This is a genomic window from Parazoarcus sp. PS-13 R2A, from assembly GCF_057621855.1.
Map to the genome: position 1 here is coordinate 144,329 of NZ_JBYEXN010000002.1, position 14,732 is coordinate 159,060.

At 56.4% G+C, this 14,732-nt stretch carries 12 protein-coding genes; 7 read left to right on the top strand and 5 right to left on the bottom strand.

Features of this window, described 5'->3' with window-relative positions:
• Positions 1 to 2: 2 nt before the first annotated feature.
• Positions 3 to 1,112, bottom strand: a complete 1,110-nt coding sequence (locus tag AC22G6_RS02625) for a hypothetical protein (protein WP_487365492.1) — start codon at positions 1,110 to 1,112, stop codon at positions 3 to 5.
• Between the two features lie 32 nt (positions 1,113 to 1,144).
• On the opposite strand from AC22G6_RS02625, the gene AC22G6_RS02630 reads away from it, so the two are divergent.
• The 6 genes from AC22G6_RS02630 (at position 1,145) to AC22G6_RS02655 (ending at position 7,716) form a co-directional block, all read left to right on the top strand.
• Positions 1,145 to 2,296: a hypothetical protein gene (locus AC22G6_RS02630; RefSeq protein ID WP_487365493.1), complete on the top strand. Its 1,152-nt coding sequence runs from the start codon at positions 1,145 to 1,147 to the stop codon at positions 2,294 to 2,296.
• 116 nt (positions 2,297 to 2,412) lie between these two features.
• Positions 2,413 to 3,324 carry a restriction endonuclease gene (locus AC22G6_RS02635; RefSeq protein ID WP_487365494.1) on the top strand — a complete coding sequence of 304 codons (912 nt, stop codon included), beginning with the start codon at positions 2,413 to 2,415 and terminating at the stop codon, positions 3,322 to 3,324.
• 1 nt (position 3,325) lies between these two features.
• Complete coding sequence (locus AC22G6_RS02640; RefSeq protein WP_487365495.1) at positions 3,326 to 5,584, top strand: hypothetical protein; 2,259 nt, start codon at positions 3,326 to 3,328, stop codon at positions 5,582 to 5,584.
• A gap of 293 nt (positions 5,585 to 5,877) precedes the next feature.
• The gene (locus AC22G6_RS02645) at positions 5,878 to 6,273 is read left to right on the top strand and encodes a DUF7674 family protein (protein ID WP_487365496.1); all 396 of its coding nucleotides are present in this window, start codon (positions 5,878 to 5,880) and stop codon (positions 6,271 to 6,273) included.
• Positions 6,274 to 6,651: 378 nt separating this feature from the next.
• Entirely contained in the window at positions 6,652 to 6,993 is a 342-nt protein-coding gene (locus AC22G6_RS02650) for a hypothetical protein (protein ID WP_487365497.1), read from the top strand.
• A 102-nt stretch (positions 6,994 to 7,095) separates the two neighbouring features.
• Complete coding sequence (locus AC22G6_RS02655; protein ID WP_487365498.1) at positions 7,096 to 7,716, top strand: hypothetical protein; 621 nt, start codon at positions 7,096 to 7,098, stop codon at positions 7,714 to 7,716.
• 630 nt (positions 7,717 to 8,346) lie between these two features.
• Here the strand turns inward: AC22G6_RS02655 and AC22G6_RS02660 are convergent.
• The 4 genes from AC22G6_RS02660 to AC22G6_RS02675 form a co-directional block, all read right to left on the bottom strand.
• Entirely contained in the window at positions 8,347 to 8,994 is a 648-nt protein-coding gene (locus AC22G6_RS02660; RefSeq protein ID WP_487365499.1) for a hypothetical protein, read from the bottom strand.
• Between the two features lie 513 nt (positions 8,995 to 9,507).
• The gene (locus AC22G6_RS02665; RefSeq protein WP_487365500.1) at positions 9,508 to 10,485 is read right to left on the bottom strand and encodes a helix-turn-helix transcriptional regulator; all 978 of its coding nucleotides are present in this window, start codon (positions 10,483 to 10,485) and stop codon (positions 9,508 to 9,510) included.
• A 170-nt stretch (positions 10,486 to 10,655) separates the two neighbouring features.
• Complete coding sequence (locus AC22G6_RS02670) at positions 10,656 to 11,393, bottom strand: arginase family protein (RefSeq protein WP_487365501.1); 738 nt, start codon at positions 11,391 to 11,393, stop codon at positions 10,656 to 10,658.
• On the bottom strand, positions 11,390 to 13,285 hold the full coding sequence (locus AC22G6_RS02675) for a tetratricopeptide repeat protein (protein WP_487365502.1): 1,896 nt from the start codon (positions 13,283 to 13,285) through the stop codon (positions 11,390 to 11,392). Before AC22G6_RS02675 ends, AC22G6_RS02670 begins: the two co-directional genes overlap by 4 nt.
• Before the next feature lie 763 nt (positions 13,286 to 14,048).
• On the opposite strand from AC22G6_RS02675, the gene AC22G6_RS02680 reads away from it, so the two are divergent.
• The gene (locus AC22G6_RS02680) at positions 14,049 to 14,384 is read left to right on the top strand and encodes a hypothetical protein (protein ID WP_487365503.1); all 336 of its coding nucleotides are present in this window, start codon (positions 14,049 to 14,051) and stop codon (positions 14,382 to 14,384) included.
• Positions 14,385 to 14,732 lie beyond the last annotated feature (348 nt).

Genomic DNA, 14,732 nt, shown 5'->3' on the forward strand with positions numbered 1-14,732 from the left:
TGCTACAGCTGCCACCCCTTACCTGTTATGAAGTCGAAGGAGAACGTGTGCTCCACTGGATTGCGGTTGCATTCTCCGACCAGTCGTCCGCGGTGTTGTCTCCTGCCCTTTTCAATCGTGACTTCTCCGTCGCAGATTGGGCATTGGGCTGTGTAGCGCACCATTCGAAGCACGCGGTCCTCGCTCTCTCGGCGCAGCACGAGTACGTGCCCTAAGGGGAGCGTGGTCTCAAGCAGCGTGGGGGCACGAACAATTCTGTCATTGATGAGTGCGTAGAAGGGATGGCACAACCACGCCACCATTCCTGCAACGAGCGTTGTGATGACGGTCCATTTAAAGATGACGCGCGGAGGTTCGTTTGATAGCCATATTGTCAGTAGGAACCACGCGAGAAGACCACCGATGGCGAGGGCTCCGATGAGAGGCGTCGCGATGAGTGCGCCGCGCCAGCCCGGGAGGGAAATTCTCAGCGGTCGCTTCAGTCCGGGAACTGGATAGACCTCCATTTCCTCTTGATACGAGATCTCGAGTCGTGTCGACATGGCCACTCTCTCACCGGACGCCGACGGCAAGGGTGCTGGGGCGGGTGGTGCCGCCGGCAGTTCGAGCGGCAGTGCGGTTAAGCCGTAGCCCATGGCATTGGTGGTGCCGAGCCGGGCGGGAGGCTTCAATGCGATCTGTCCGGGTACTCCACTCTTGATCGCGCGGCCGCGAAGGTTACGGTCAAGACGTGCAAGATCGCTCTCAAGTGCCTTCCAGGCGTTGGTAAATTTCTTTCTCGCGTTGTCGGTGTCACCCGTCCACCACTGAGCCTCCGGCCCGCTGAGTATTTCTGCGATCTCTTCCCGAAGTCGCTCGGCCGTAAACGACGGGGATGGGTCTCCCGCTTCAGCTTGCTTTGCAGTCAGTTGGCAAAGGGCCTGCAGCAGCACCAGCCAGTCGCCTTTCCAGCCACTTTCGCGGCTTCCTGATGCAGCCTGCGCGCCCACCTCGGCTGCTTGCGCAAGTAGCACCGCATGGGAAGAAAGCATTTTAGATTCAGTGTTTTCCGAAGTCTTTCCAGACTCTTCCCGCAGTCTTCCCTCGATTGTTTGGTGCTCGACGTCGAGCATGGGTGCGTCTTCTACACGCATGGAGCATCCAAATGAAAAATGACGAAGGACTGGATTTTGCCCTATCTCGCAGGACGGGTCGCATGGTTGATATCACGACGGTCGCAAGAGGTTTGGCATGTGACTGTGTCTGCGCCCACTGCGGAGCCACGCTACAGGCCAAAAAGGGCAGGAAGAATCGACATCACTTTGCCCACTACGCAGCCGATCGGGTGACGGGTGTATGTGAAGGGGGCGTTGAGAGTGCGCTGCATGCCGCTGCTCGTCAGATTATTGCAGGCTGGCAAACCATTGAGCTCCCGGCTCTTCTGGTCGAAGAGGCTGGTCGCCAAGCTTCTATACCTGGGCGGGTCGTGTCGATCGCGTCCAGCGAGTTGCCTGATGATCACGGTGGCGCAAGCTATTGGGGGCGCGGACGGGTACGTCCTGATGTTGTCCTGCATGCGGATAGCGAACAGGTATGGTGCGAAGTGGCCGTGACGCACGAGATTGATGATTTGAAGCGCGGACGACTTGAGCTTCATGATGTATCGACACTCGAGTTTGACCTGTCAGGGATATATCGGCGGGGCGGATGGACATTGGTAGCCCTCGAGCAAGCATTGAAAAACGATGCAGGGGTTCGGCGATGGGCCTATCACCCCGATGAAGCGGCCGTGAGGCAGAGACTGCGAGCGGAGAGTGCAGCATTGGCAAAGCAGTACGCCATGGCTGCCGCTGAGCGCGGGCTTTCCCCCCGAATGGACACCGGGGGCACGCAGGTTTCTGCCAACATTGAAGATGTTCAGTCCAGCGGAGATTGGGGGCCGCTGGTGTTTCATCCCGCTCTTGGTCTAATCCCGGAGGATCCCGTAAAGCGGCTGGCCTTCGTTGCGCAGTCTTATCCAGAACCACAGCGATACGAGCTGCTCGGTGTGACCGCGTTCCTCCGCAGGCATCCGCACGGTCACGAAACATGCCTGGTGACCTTTGGCCGCAGCCGTCCAACAGGTCTTACGAGTGAATACGACGCAGCCCTGTCAGATTTTGCTCGCACCGCAGGGTTGGCTTGCGTCTACTTCGGGATCGCAGAAACGCGACAGGTTCGAGGACCTGACTGCCATTCGCAATTGGACCGATTTCTGAAGTCACTGACTGAAATCGAGGCTGCTGCCAGTGACGACTATCTCTGTCGGCACAGCTGATCGCCGTTCTGATGACAAGTAATTCCTCTGTCTTACAAACTTGACTTGGGCATAATTCGACCATGAGCCATCGTTCCCGTAGATCCCGTCGCGCCCCCGGATTGATAGAGCTTGCAATGACCTCTGACTGGAGGCTTTCAGGTTGTGCTGCGATCGTGTGCGTTATCTTTGCTGTTATCGTGATCCCCGCCTTTCTAGGTGGGAAGTCAGTATTCGTTCCGTTGATGGATTTGCTGACAACGCTGTCCTGGGGGATGGCATTGGTGTTCGCGGGTATTTCGCTCATTCGCTTTCAGGTGCAGCGTGCTTCGCCGTCGACCGAGTCTGAAAAAAAGACCGCTGCATCGGTGCAACGTGTTGAACCACGTTCCGTCAGCAGCCCGCCATTGACCGCTCGGGATAAAGCATTACTTGCTCGGGTCAGGTCATCACCCAGTGCGCCATCACCGGATGCGAAGCCGACGGTGTGGTCGCTGGAAGTCATCGACCGAGTTGAATGGAAGCGTTTCGAGGATCTGTGCTGCGAGTTCTATCGCGTCAAGGGGATCCGCGCCGATACAACGCGACTTGGGCCGGATGGGGGTGTCGACATTCGGCTCTTTCAGGACGCTACTGATTTGACCCGCTGCACCGCAGTCGTGCAATGCAAGGCATGGAAGGAGGCCGTTGGCGTCAAAGCCGTGCGAGAACTGCGAGGCGTGATGGCGCACGAGAAAGTTGAGAAGGCGTTCTTTATGGCGCCGAACGGCTTCACTGACGAGGCCCGCACCTTTGCCACCGAAAATCGGATAACGCTACTCGACGGCAAGCTCTTTCTGGCGATGCTTGTACGGCTACCTGAGGCGAGTCGTCAGCAGCTACTTGCGTTTGCGACAGAGGGTGATTGGACGACGCCGACCTGCCCCAGTTGCGGCGTCAAGATGGTCGCACGCGAAAGCGCACGGGGCCGATTCTGGGGCTGTAGCAACTATCCAAAGTGTCGTGGCAAGTTGCCAATGCGAAAATCGACGGTGCAAGCAAGCGCTTGATATGACGAAGACCATGAAAAATCGGCAAGACGCAACCAGCGTGTATGACAACCGCTATGCGCGCTTGTGCGAGCAAGGGCTGGCGCCGGAACTCGCAGCGCTCGCGGTTGTTGAAGACTATCTTGATGGCAAGCCTCGGTCGCCGAGCAAGAAAACGCGACTTACGACCGCTGATCGGCATCAAGCATTCTGGAGCAGCCACCTCGTTGATGCGATACCGGCCGAATCGTGGAGGTCCAGTGTCTTCACGTTGGCATTGGCACGTTACTTCGCGCAAGAGCGGGTAGCCAACTTCGCACTGATCGCTCGGCTCGCGGTATCGGTCCCCGACGCTGTCTGTAATGCCGTTCGCTATTCTGGCCTTGTGCTACGTCAGCATTCGGCGCGACGCAAAGAACTCGATGGGGTGGCGCCTTCGTCACCGGCTATCGCCGAACTGTGCCGAATCCTCGACATCTTTGATCTCGCCTACAAACAACGGCTCAAGGCAGTTGAATTGGGTAAGCGTGTGTTGGACGAAATTCTACCGTTCGACATGTTGATCTACGCGAGCTTGTACGCGTTCGAGCACATGGTGCCGCGGTTGTTGGTCGGTACGGGGACTGACGAGGACATCTCCACGCAGGAAACTTGGGACGCGATAAACGACCTGTTGTGCTGGAAGCTCGAAACGGCTCCCGAGTGGGCGCTGACGATGACCGACGAGCGTATTGAAGCCTCGGTCTCCGAGCACTTGATACCGTTCATCTTCCCGTCGCGCTCGCCAAAAGCGGCAAGGCATGATCTGCGCGGAGCATTTGAGTGCTTGCTATTGGATCAAGTGGAGTTGAACAGCTTCGTTTCACGCTCGGCAGATGCATTCAGCTACGACGACAGCATCAGGTTTGTCCGGCGAGGCGGTCATCTGGAAATCGATGAGGTCGACGCCAACCGCCGGGCTGCATGGTGGCGGGACGGAGCAAAGCTCGAACTCCTCCATCAGTACTGGTTTCATCGTGCGCTGGATGAGTTTGTTGTGTCTGGCCTGGCTGAAAGGCGGATGGGACGCCCTGAAAACCATGAAGCCAATCAGCTTGCCTATATCCACGCAATTCGAACCCGCTTACGACTCACAGAGGTGTATGGACTTGAGGCATGGGTGACTGCCGAATCTGGCGCTCGGGTCGATTTATTTCAGGCCTTGCTGTCCCTTGAACTGACCTCAGCCTTCTTTAAGCGTGATTTTCTCGCGGCCTTCATTGGTCATCTCGGAGAAACCGGGAATTGGCTTCAGGCTCTCAACCAGTTAGCCTTCAATGGCTTGGTTGAGGGGCTTCAGATTCGCTTCCCGCTCACATGGTCAGACCGGGCAGCGAAGATCGCCAATATCGTAGGCTGGACCGTGACTGCGGAAGCCCCAAGGGGTAATCCGCAGATGGCCGGGGCGATCCTTGATTTTTGGACAAGCGACTGGGTCGCCGCTGGAAAGCGCCTTCGAAGTGGCGAGGCGCTCCTTAAGCCGGAGCTATTTGAGCGCCCCTTCATCAAGCAGGGCCAAGTACTGGTTCAGTTGCCTTGGATCGTGGGTATGCAGAACAACAGCACCGCGGCGATCAACAATCTGCGTCGTCTTGGTGCGCGCAGGGCAGAGGCACGAGCAGAAACGGGACGAATCGAGGAACGACTCGGACAGTTGTTGAGCGACAAGGGTTTCAGGGTTGCGGCGAACTGGCATCCGCCAACTGCCGGTAATGTTGATGCGGGCGAAGTAGACCTGATTTGTTCCCGTGACGGCGTCGTGATTGTCATGGAAGTCAAGTCCAGCTATCTGCGCAGATCACAGCGCGATGCGTGGTTGCACGAGACGACAACGCTGCGAAAGGCTGGCAAGCAACTGCGACTAAAGGTCGCTGCCGTCGAGCGGGAGCTAGAAGCAGCATCTGAGCTTGCAACCAGACTTGGCTTGGAAGAAATGGTCGTGGCGCCATTGATTCACGGGTGGATCGTCGACACCTCAATCGAGTGCGATCACGAGCGCTTCGATGGGTTTCTCAAGGTGTCGCTTGAGGAGGTGCTGATTGCACTGCGGGACGACGCCTATCTGCTAAACGCACCAGCGGAACTCGCGTCCGGACAAAGCCGCGTAGGGCAAGCGAGCGCCCATCGTATGGGTGATGACACGACACTATTCCCTGATGGGTTCTGTGCAGGGCGATTTATAAGGGTCATTGAGGGTGGGGAGGTTTGGGGGCATCTCGATACGGAGTTAATGACACTGTGAGCGGCCGATATCGGCCACAAGCGGTCACTGGTCACCCAATCCGGATAGCGGTCGTCCGGGCGAGGCGGTATGCTTATAAGATGTCTGCCAGATTGGTCGCATCGCCTCGCAAAGCCGGCGACTGCTGCTTGTCCTGCATTGTTATTGTGTGTTTCGCGAAGTTTCTGTTCAGCTTTGTTCGACGCCTGCCCCTGCCTCGCGGCGATGAAGGTCCGACCCAGGTCGGTGGGCAGGCGTTGGACAAAGCTGAACATTTGCCGTCCGGTGATTTATAACGTTAGCCTTATCTTCCGATGATCGACCAGAGCGAAGCCATGCAAGTCCTCCTAGACGCCTGTCCCTCATTCGAGGACCAGTGGATGCGGCACGTCGAAGCTTTTGGACACGACATCTTGTACCCGGCGGCGGGAGAACTCGCCGCACATCTGCTGGAGCGCTTTCAAGCTGGAGCGACCGAGGCATTCAATTCTGTCGGAACTGCTATCGAAAGGTTGCACACCGAGGGAACGCCCTGGGTTCGAGAGTTCGCCACCATCGGCGTGCTCGAAGGAATTCAGAATGTTTGGAGCCACTCGACGACAAGCCCCGACGCATTCTTTCCGTTCCTCGGCCCGGAATCGCAGCGCCGGTGGCGAGGACTCAACAGGTTCTGGTCAGGGGAGGCGCCCTATGTGGCCGTCAAAGGGTAACCTTTTGCTGCAGCGGACGTTATGCCGCTAAATACGTTCACTCCCGGTTGGAAGCCAGTACATGTTGGCGTTGAAGGCGACAGCGTGTCCTTGCATGGCCTCAAACCATGGAAGCTAAAGTGGCAGAGCATCAGCCAGGAGCCAATCATTGTTCCGCATCCAAGCCATCACCACGAGCGACACCAAGCATGGGTGTACGAAATTGAAAGTTCTGGGAAACGGGTCAGGTTTGCGGCAGGGGAGCTCTCCAACGGAGTCTGGGGTTTCTATGTTCCCGTCTAGCTCATCCGCTCAGGTATACGGCATAACCCGGCGCTCCAGCCGACCATCAAAAAGATGCGCTTTTTGCCGTCGGCTGAGCTAGCACGTTAGACATCCATGAGTACGGTCGTCACAAACGATAAATATGTTGCTTCTGTACGCAAGCGCATTGGCGAGCTTGTACAGGCAATGTCTATTGGAGAGGTTTGTTTTCTTGAAGGGGCACGTCTGCTGTCTTCGTTGCACCATGAAGCCGCCGTAGCCGATGACGACCCAGACTTTCAGGTATTTGTCGCTATTGCATCTGAAACGGATCACTTGCCAATTGGCAAGTCACGTATTCACTGGTCCCCGGAGGCTCTTGCAAAGCATCAGCCAGAACTCGATTCCGCAACAAAGTGGGCACGTGAAGTAAGCGCAAACGCATGCTCCTCTCTTCTGGAGCGCTTCTATGTCTAACAATTTCGTCGAGAGGGACCGCCCACAAGCTGCGCTTGTGTGTTCCCTTCGCGGGTTCGCCGCTACGGCGGCCCCTCACGTCGAATGTTATGCGGCCATACGGTGAGCGCTGACTGGTTCCGAAACACGACATGGGACGGCATCATTGAACGGGCGTTCGATGAAAAGCTCCGTCGTGCGCGAAGGAAGGAACAGTACCTCCGCATCCAGGCATGCACCCTGGCCCGCTCCCATCCGGAGGTCGCTTTGAAGCTCCTCGATCGCTACTTCGAGCTCCAGGACGACTTCGATCACGCCCAAGCTCACGTCGACCGAGCAACGGCGCTTCTCGCCCTTGGCCGCGTAGGTGAGGCGCTGGCAGCCTACGAAGCTGCGCTCACCCGGGAAGCCGTGTTCCCCAATCTCAAGACTCAGGCGTATCTCGATCTCCCGTACATCGTCGCCACTCGTGGCATTCGCGATCAGTACCGGCGCGCACGCGAGCTGCTTGACCTACACGAATCGCGTTTGATGTTCCCCGTTGATCGTTTCCGTTGGCATGCCGCGCAGGCCCTCATCGCCGCCGATACAGCTGAAGCGGGCTCTGTTCGCGGTCATGCTGAGCGTGCTCTTGAGGCCGCCAGCCGCGACCACTCCGGGTTCCGCTACCACCCTGCCGTGGGGCTTGTCACGCCGCAATACGAGGCCGTAGTCAAGAAGCTGGAGTCGCTATGTGCCGCATAACAACCGGTTCCAGCGGACGATCCGCGGCGCGGCTCGCCGTTGAACCGGTGCGTTGAGCGACTGCTTTCCTCAAAGCTGAACGACAGCAGTGGGTCGTTAGTTCTCTTTCACAGGGTAGCCAAGCGGCCGCTCGGCGCAGATTGGCGGTCGAGCGGCAGGTAACCGTCGTATTGCGGCTGCACATCGGGCGCGAGACGAATGACGGCTGAGGCCAATGACTTGTCTGAGTCCGCAGACACGCAGCCGACCGGTCCAGGATCGGTTTGCAGCTGTTCGCGTTGGGCGAAATTTTGCAGCTACTGTTTCTCTTTACGGCTGATACATTCCTCTCGACGCTGCAGCGGAAAGCGGCCGCTTTCCGCTTGGCTGGGGTTTTACGAGCGGTCGCGGCTGGGTCAAATCTCTATCTGTTCAGAGATTTTCAAGGCGTCATCGACCCCGAGGCCTAGGTAGCGAATATCTTAATCGAACCGGCGTCCACAGAACCTTGGGCGACTCAATTCCAATTGTCGTAATCTTCATGGTGAACGCCTCCTTCGTTTCGAGTGGTTGATCAGCACTTCCACTCTGGCACATCAACGCCTCCTCGGGTGGAGGCGTCCATCCCATAGATTCAAATTCTTAAGTACATTACTCGACGATTCGAACGTTCACCTTCACGATGCCGCTTTCTTGCCAAGCGCGCTTACGGAACTCTGGCCGAGACCGTAGGTTTCCGAACAGATTGGATGACTCTCTGAACTGAGAGGCATCCCACGGCTTGCGTTCGACTGAGCCGTCCTGATAAACCACCTCAATGATCGCTTTGCGCCGCTTCAGCAACTTCACTTTGAAATCGTTCGGGTCGCAGGGGTTCAATGAGATGGGAAGCACCTCAAATGGCGCACCAACAATCGGTGTCCGTTGCGTCGCAGGGACCTGATCCGTTTTCGGCGATGCTGACCCATTGGCTACTCTATCGTACTTGTGATGACAGCTTCTGCAGAGTACGAGAATCGCCTTCTCCACGGGGTCGTGCTCACCCTTAAATGCGCGCTCGAACTCTGCGAGGTCAACATCCACCAGTGCATTCGGCGCTGACGTCCCGAGCAGGAGATTGATGATGTCGGTTCGGTTGCGACCGTGTACATGGGCGGCATCCAGCTCTCCAACTGCGCCACAGTGCTCGCATGCACCAATGACCGCCTTCTGCCTGCGGGTGATCCGCTGGATTAGGTTTCTCAGGTGCGGACCGATGTAGCGCTTGAACTCATTGGTGGTCCCGGCAAATCGACCCATCGCGGTCTCTCCTGAGGTGCTAAAGAATCGAGTTCATCATAGCAACAGACATAATTTTCAGAATACATCCTACACGTCACTACATTCCTGATACCGATATATTCAGTACTCTCTCAATCATATTGTTATATGCCATGTCCGCTTGATGCCCAGGCGTGCCAGTTAGACACCCACCGAACTCTGCCTTCAGTTGATATTTATAGAGTGCGTCAGACATTCTCTTTCCACTGACGTGGCTAATAAGCCCATAGATATAGAACTTCGCCTCACCCCTCTTGAGATCATGAGCTGCCCGAATTCGTCCATGAAGGGAGGGAAAGTCTGGCCAGACCGTTGAGCGATCCCCCACCGGAAAAACAGTCTCAATACCGACCTGAGTACTGACTATTTTCCGGATCAGCTGATATTTCGTCGGATCTGAAATAGCGATTTCGATCGCCGCTGAGATCACAATTACGATTAGAACTACGCCAGAAAATATTCTGAATGGCGTCGCATTAAAAGAGGGCGAGCTCAAATCCGCGTTCCTTCGGCATACAGCCTCAGCGCCTCCTCAAGGCGCCGCCTGACCTCCTGACGCAACTCGGGTGGCGAAACGACTTCGACGTGGGGCACGTGCGAGAGGATGTCCATGATCAACTCACCTTCACCTGCATACGGCACCTCGATTTCGTAACGGCCGTCACCCAGGGTGCGAGATTTCTGTGCCGGATGCCATTTCTCTCCAGATGTCCAGTTTGACTGCCATTTTGAGAACCGCAGCACCGCCCATGCTGTCGGTGGGCCGGAGTAGATGCCATAGCTTTGCTCGAACCGCGCTGCCAGCGTCGGCGCATCGATCTCGACGGCTGGAGCATCAAGCGCGGTTAGGTCGACGATCCGGTCGAGTGCGAACTTGCGGAGATCCTCGCGAGTGTGGCACCAGGCTTCGAGATACCAGTTGTCCCGGTAGTAAACCATGCGCTGCGGCGAAACCACACGGTTGTGCGTCTCGTCATTTGATCGGTTGTGGTATCGCAACTCGATGCGCTTGCGTCGCAAGGTGGATTGCGCAACAAGCATGAAGTGCTTGTCCTTTATGGGGCGCTGAAAGATGGTACCCAGCACGATGCGCCGCACGCTCTTGTCGACACCAATCTCCATTGCAGTCAGCAGGGTACGAATGCGCGCCGTGATCGGGCTGATCTGGTCAGCCAGGATGCCCGGCCCGATCTCTGCGACGATCTGCTCCAGCGTGAGCAGGGCCATCAACTCGCGTTCCGATAACCAGAATCCGGGCAAGTGCATATCAGTTTCGCCCACATAGGCATAGCCGTTTCCCTCCCGGACGTATTCGAGTGGAGCACCAAAGTAGAGCCGCATCTCCTCGATTGCCCGCGCCACCGTGGCACGAGAACATTCCAGCCGTTGCTGCAAGACCGTCATCGATACCGGGTGACGGTGCGAACTCAGTACTTGGTGAAGCTTGAAGAGGCGGGAAAGTTTATCCATGAGCGTAATCGTTCGTTCGAAGGCCGGCGGTCTCAGCGTTGCTTTTCGTGCAATCTTATTGGCGTGCTGGCTGCTTGCACATCGACAAAGGCGTCCCGTGCCGCTGCCATCGTGTTGCGATGAATCTCCAATACGTTTTCGAACGGATCCTGATAGCCGCCGGCGAGGTTTCACACTACCGGGAGGCCGATTCGGCGCGCCATTGAAAATACGATGCGGTCGCGCTGGGCGAGTTGTTCAGTGGTGAGGAAGCCCCCCAGCGGGTCGTCTACGTGAGGGTCGGCCCCAGCCTGATACAGCAGGAGATCGCAGTCGGCAAAGCGACGAACCACATCGGCTAGGTTCGCAAGGTAGCGGGGCACGTTGGCTTCGTCTGAATACCCGGTTACGTGGCGAATCCAGTCGATTTTCAACGCTGCGATGATGTCCTCAGTCCCGTCGCCGTAATGGTAGTCGGAATCAAGTATCGCCACACGCTGCACACGGTTTTCCGCTTTGAGCTGTAACGCGGCCACCGTCAGACCGTTGAACGTGCAAAACCCCGAAGCGCGGTCTCGCCCTGCATGATGAAATCCCGACGTCGGGGAGGCGGCAACACGTTGGTTTGCGAGTGCTTCGCGCGCAGCAGACAGAAACGAGCCGCTAGTCCATGGTAGTGAATCGGCCACAGCATGGCTGGACTCGCCAAAGCCGTTACGTGCGCGGCACTCCAGGATTGCATCGACATATTCGCGCGTATGGGCGAGCGCGAGTGTCTCGCGTGTCGCCGGTTCCGGTTCGCGCACTTCGATGGGCAGCCCTGTTTTCAGCCAGTCTGCGACCACTTCGGCGGGTTTGCTCGCGCTCGGTGAAAAGGCGTTCGGGTACGCAACCTGCCGCGGCGAATAATAGACGGGGATGTGGTTCATTCGCTGGGCTCCACGGCGAACTCCGAGCCGGGTTGCGGGCGAATCTGGCGGATGACTGCGCCTTTGCTCTCTGCAGATGGCGGGCGCGACGACGAGTCGCCTGGTTGCAGGTGATCGTGCAACTTGTCGAGCAAGGGCTTCGCATCATCCAAACCGGCCTGAAGTGCTTCACTCAGCCATTTTTCCGCTTCGGTGAAATCTGCTTCGGCTCCCCCAGCAACGAGAATGCGCCCGAGTTCCAGCTGCGCGTCGGGGTCACCACGCTGGGCCGCCAAGCGAAACCATTTGGCAGCTTCGCCCAGATTTCGCTCGACCCCTAGTCCGTGGTGAAACATCGAACCGAGAAGGAAGGGGGCATGCTTTCTGCCGTTCCGAGTAGCGAGGCCTAGCCAGTGGGCAGCCCAAGCCGGATCGAATTCGACGCCCGTACCGCGGAGATAGCAGGCGCCCAGTGACTCCTGCCCAACTGCGTCGTCAGCTTCTGCGGAGGCGCGATACCAATTAATGGCCTGGCCCAGATCGATGGGGACGCCATCGCCGACCTCCAGCATTTTTCCGAGGATCGCCATTGCGCGGCCATCTCGCTGAAGGCATGCCAGCTGCAGCCAGCGCGCCGCCCGCACCGGATCCCTGAGCGGCGGCTCCGACATGAGAAGTGCAATGCCCAAAGCGCGCTGGGCGGAGACGCTGCCTTCGCGCGCAGCGAGCTCGTAGTGATGTATCGCCGCTTCACGGTCAGGCGAAGTTCCAATGCCGAGTTTAAAACAGTCACCCAGGTTTTCCGCAGACCGTTTATCGCCGGCAGCCAGTGCCCGACTGAACCACGCGAAGGCGACTGTCCCGTTGGGAACCACGTCGACGCCGTGATAGTAAGTAATTCCAAGGTCCCGCATGGCGGTGACGTCGCCGAGCGCCGCGGCGCGCTTGAGCCACATCACCCCCAAGGCGCCATCCTTTGAAACGTGTTCTCCACGCAGATAGAGCAACCCGAGTTGGCGCATCGAATTGACTTCCAGGGCAGCCGCGCCCAGTTCATACCAGTGTTTAGCAACAGCCATCGTAGTGGCGTCCATCGCATTACGCTCGGCGACGATTCCAAGTTGAAATGCGGCCTCCGCGCAGCCGGCAGCAAGCCCTCTACGAGCACATTCATCTGCAAACGCTGGGTTCGAACCAACGAGCTGGTCCTGCATGAAGATCCTGGCAAGTACCAGTCCTGCCCGCCCCCATCCTGCGTCAAGGGCCGCCTGCAGCAGTTCGACCGCCCCTGGGATGTCGCATGTGACGGTGTTGCCTCTCAGTTTCTCGATGGCAAGCACGATCAAGCCCTCCTGATCGCCGCTGTCCGCAGCCTCCTGTGCGAATTGCAGTGCTTCGGCAATGCGCTCCTTGGTTTCAGTGTGCTGGGCAGCAAGAATCGAGGTGCTGAGGTTGATCTTTGCTCTTGTCTCGCCCTGGCTGATCGCCAGCCGATACCAGCGTTCTCCCGCCCCTTGATCGCAGTCGACGCCGATGCCTTCGCTCAGCGCCTTGCCGATGTGGATCTGCGCACTTGGGTTGCCGGAGCTCGCTTCGCTTCGCAGTAGTGAGATCACGTCTGGATAGTGCGCATCGTCGTCATTCGGGTTGTCGTCCAGCGTAATGGCGCGCTCGATGGCGGCCAACCGGTACTTGCCCGCCTGAAACTGGCGGAGATAGGTTCGGAAATCATCGCGGCAGGTGCTGGTCAGCAGCACATTCCATACGGCATCATCAAGTTGTGCTTCATCAGCTTGATGAGCAACGTGCCGGGTAAGCGACGGCACGGTATTAATGCTGTCACCCTCTTGAATGCTTGCCGAAGCTGCAAGGCTGCTACCGCCTGTCCAAGGCTCCGTGTCTCTATGATCCATCATCGCCTCACGCTGTAGTGAGTGATCATTATGCATAGGGTGGTGTATCAGAATCTGCGACAGTGAGCCCCTAACCTCAGCACATTGCTACGAAGCGGCGAGGCCGCGCCGTGTCTTCCCCCCTTTCAAGTCAAGTTCTACCCTCGACATGTTCACTGTTCTAGATATTTCAAGCATTGGGCCTCACAATTCGGTATCCATGTACTCAAAGTGATAGCCATGATCGCTCATGAGCAGCTGTATCGAGGTTTCATTAAGAGTCGCGGCGTTGGTAAAAATGACCGCGTCGCATCATCGGTAGACTCTTACGTTTCGTACTTACGATCTGTCTCAAAAATACTAGATGAAGACGTCACACCACGGTTGCTTTGCTCGAAATCTGATGTCGAGCGAATTTGTGAGCAGATGAAAGGACATCGAAAGCCAAGAACGATTTGCAACTACAGATCTGCCATGCACCAGTACGTTGCGTTTGTGCAGGAATCTGGACTTGTTTGACTGACGTTCGGGCTAAACTCGCCATTTGTGGCAGGTCCATCTATTTGACGGCTCCAATTTTCCGGTCGATTACATCAAACGCATCTCAGCATCTTAGACCGAAAAACGCGAATACGCGTAGCCGCAGTCTGCCTTAGTCGGATGAGGAAAGTGATACGCAATAGCGCGAATACCTGCGCAGCGCTTTCTCCATCACGTCTGCGTTTGCTGGCATACTGTCCAGCCATATTTTAGGGATCATAATTATTAGTCAGGGAGTATCAAAATGCCTCATATATCAATCGATAACAAGAACATCACAATCAAACACAAAATAGAAAATTATGATTTTGATCTTGTGGGGTCCATTGTCGAAAAGGATGATGCCTACGAAATACTTTTAACTGACAGGATTGATTGCTCGTCGAAGGAGTATAGATTAATTATAAGAAAACCAGAAAAGAATTCTAGCGAGTTTGACTTGTCAGGTGAAATAGCTAAAGAAGTTACACGGAGCTTCGGGCCAAAAGGGAAGATTATCGATAGTGGAGTTGCTAGGTACGCGCTTATTATGCTTGCCCTTGCAGCGATAAAAATCGTCCATGAGTTTTTACAAAAATAACTAGCCGTTTAATGCAAAAATATAGCTCTACTTAGTTGAGTATATTACGCAGTTTGATTCCATGACTAACAGAGTGCAAGCTGCATAATAATCTTATGCTTTATTGCCTGCAACATTAGATTCAATGGGAATGCCACGATAGTAGTTATGAAGATTGGCAACTTCAAAATAGCAAGCTTCAGTTGCATTGTTCATAGAGCGGTTTATGGCGGCGTTCAGCGGCAGCTTACTTCCGTGGCGACTGACGCCTTTGGGTCGGGAGCAGCAGTTGGCTAATGCGGGTTATCTTCGTCACACAGTCGGTTTCCCGACTGCCTGAAAGTGCGTGGGTGAGGTCCGCTATCACCA